Source organism: uncultured Meiothermus sp. (assembly GCF_937863175.1).
Lineage (GTDB): Bacteria > Deinococcota > Deinococci > Deinococcales > Thermaceae > Meiothermus.
Genome location: NZ_CALMCQ010000147.1, coordinates 1 through 2769, shown reverse-complemented (window position 1 = coordinate 2769; position 2769 = coordinate 1). Strand labels below are relative to the sequence as shown.

Here is a 2769-nt window from a genome sequence, read left to right as displayed (position 1 = left end):
TGTTGCTGGTCTGGCGCGAAGAGAGGTGCGACATTCGAGGTGCATCCTGAGACCTATCTTCTAAACAATCCCCTGCCACCCTTCTGCTGCTGCTTGGTAAGGGTTTTCATCATCTGCTTGGAGTCCTCAAAGGTCTTGATGAGGCGGTTGACCTCCTGCACCGAGGTTCCCGACCCAGCCGCAATGCGCTTGCGGCGCGAGGCATTGAGCACCTTGGGGTTGCGGCGCTCTTTGATGGTCATCGAGAGCACGATAGCCTCCATGCGGTTGACCTGCTTTTCGTCTACTGAAAAGCCTGCCGGTAGCATCCGCGACATGCCGGGAATCATGCCCAGAATTTCGGTGAAACTACCCATCTTGCGCATCTGGCGCATCTGGGTGATGAGGTCCTCGAGGGTGATTTCTTTGAGGTCTTTCTGCGACCCCTCCAGTTCGGCGGCCCTGGCCTTTTCCAGGAGGGTCTGCAGATCCCCCATGCCCAGAATGCGCTGGGCCAGCCGGTCGGGGTAGAAGGGCTCGAGGCCCTCAATTTTTTCGGAGATACCCGCAAAGAAGATGGGCTTGCCGGTTACGTGCCTCGCGGAGAGGGCCGCCCCACCCCGCGCATCGCCGTCGAGCTTGGTCAGGATCAGGCCCGAAACCCCAATGCGCTCATCGAAGGTTCTGGAGACATTCAGGGCTTCCTGACCGGTCATGCTATCCACCACCAGCAGGGTCTCGGACGGCCCCAGCACCTGTTTGAGTCCGGCCAGTTCATCCATCAGGGTCTGGTCAATCTGCAAGCGGCCTGCGGTGTCTACAATCACCAGGTCACGGTAGTCGAAGGTCAGATGCTGTTGCAGGCGAGAGCGGGTGGTCTCGGGACGCTCGTTGTCGGCCACTTCCAGCACCGGCACGCCAATTTTTTCACCTAAAATGCGCAACTGGTCTCGAGCTGCGGGGCGCTGGGTGTCGGCCGCTACCAGCAAGGGGCGGCGACCCTTGGACTTGTAGAACTGGGCCAGCTTGCCGGTGGTGGTGGTCTTGCCCGAGCCCTGCAACCCTACCATGAACCACAGGTTGCCCTCGTTTTTCAGCACCGGCTGCGTGGCCTCACCCCCCAGCATCTGCACCAGTTCTTCGTAGACCACGCTCAGGATTTGCTCCGCCGGGGTCAGGCTTTCCAGCACAGCTTGCCCCAGGGTCTTTTCCTGCACGGCATTCACGAAGCTTTTAGCGACCTCGAAGTTGACATCGGCCTCCAGGAGCGACATGCGAATTTCGCGCAGCGTAGCCTTAAGATCGGCCTCGGTGATACGGCCCCGCCCGCGCAGCTTGTCCACTGCGGCACGGATGCGTTGAGAAAGGGTTTCAAACATAGCTTTAGTCTAGCCCGGAGATGCCCAAGAAACCACTAAAGGTGTTTTTGCGATTTCTGGCCCACTTCCTGAGGGCCGCCCGCTAGGGTAGCAGCAATGCCTTTAGCGTGTCAATATCAAGTTTTCTACTCAGGTTTTTGTCTTAACCATGGGTTACCCCAGGCTGAAAACCTCCTCGCGTGGTCAACATTTAAGATATGCCAGTTAATCCAGCCCTGCCGTCAGGCGCAGCAGGGGCGGTGTACCGGAAGTCAGCGGGGTCTGACCCTCGAGTTTTTATTGCCCTGGACTTGGTGGAGCCGAAGGGATTCGAACCCTCGACCTCTTGGTGGCATACTCCACCTGAACAATCGCTGAGGTTGTCATTTGTTCGGAGGTCAGGCAACTTAAAAAACGCAAAGTCTCCGGCTCCTCTCGCCGGAGGGAGACAAGAAAGTTGGTATCAAGAAGGATTTGCGTGGGTGTTTGCATTTTTGCGTCTTACTGGACGAAGAGGGTGACGACGCCCCGTGACCCGCTCAATCGCATCCACCATTTGTTTGGCTTGCGCGTCGGTAAGCGGTGGCAGCGAGCGAATGATGTCATATACTACCTTGGCTTTTTTCGACTTGAAGGCCATCGTACCCATGCTCTCATGGTAGCTCAACCGGAGTGGCTTTTCCATATTTCCCACCTTGCCCACGATCAATAGGCGGAAGGTCTGTCTACCGGCCATCTTCGAACCTGGGGATTACCACGACAGGCACTTTCTCTTTTTTTGTGGCTTCGTAAAGCGTTTTATCAAGCGTGAGGAATGTGGCAGGACGAAACTGCAAGAGGATTTTGACAGCCGCTAAATGAATGGCATCTCCACCTTTCAGCGGGTGTTTTTGGCATAACTCATAAGCCAGGTTGCACACTCGATGAGAGACTGGCAAGACCAGCCAATGATCCAGTTGTTTGGTCACAAAGTTTTGGATGTGCTCTCGCTGCTTTTTGGTTATGCGCCGATTTCGCAGCATGGAACCGGTCGCACCGGCGATTTCGGGAACAGCCAGATAACACATCCCAACTTGTCGTGCTTGGTTGAAGCTTGCGACGCAAATCGAACTGAAGGTTTCTTGAGTATGAATCTGGATCAGTGCCCCGGTGTCAAAAATGATCAGCTCACCTGCGTTGCTCTTGGACATACTCGAGTGAGGATTTCTTTCCGGGTTTGAGCTTGATGGGTTTTGGTAAAACGGGCTTACCCAGCCCAGTGGGTTCAAGAACCGGGAAATCTTCTGGCCACTTTGTTTTTTGTTTTGTGTTGACCTCACGTTTCATACCTCTATGGTATCACTGCTGGTTGGCCTGCCACAGCTCCCACCCCGCCCAGGCCGCCAGGCCGAACGCTACCACCGCCTGGGCGGTCTCACACTTGGGGCAGCCC

Annotated in this window: 4 protein-coding genes; all 4 read right to left on the bottom strand. The window is 55.9% G+C overall.

Features of this window, described 5'->3' with window-relative positions; all coding sequences use genetic code 11:
* Positions 1-53: 53 nt before the first annotated feature.
* Complete coding sequence (gene ffh / locus Q0288_RS05825; protein ID WP_299428553.1) at positions 54-1358, bottom strand: signal recognition particle protein; 1305 nt, start codon at positions 1356-1358, stop codon at positions 54-56.
* Positions 1359-1800: 442 nt separating this feature from the next.
* The gene (locus tag Q0288_RS05820) at positions 1801-1986 is read right to left on the bottom strand and encodes a hypothetical protein (protein ID WP_299428551.1); all 186 of its coding nucleotides are present in this window, start codon (positions 1984-1986) and stop codon (positions 1801-1803) included.
* Between the two features lie 76 nt (positions 1987-2062).
* Positions 2063-2527, bottom strand: a complete 465-nt coding sequence (locus Q0288_RS05815; RefSeq protein WP_299428549.1) for a type II toxin-antitoxin system VapC family toxin — start codon at positions 2525-2527, stop codon at positions 2063-2065.
* Positions 2505-2663 carry a hypothetical protein gene (locus tag Q0288_RS05810; protein WP_299428547.1) on the bottom strand — a complete coding sequence of 53 codons (159 nt, stop codon included), beginning with the start codon at positions 2661-2663 and terminating at the stop codon, positions 2505-2507. Before Q0288_RS05810 ends, Q0288_RS05815 begins: the two co-directional genes overlap by 23 nt.
* Positions 2664-2769 lie beyond the last annotated feature (106 nt).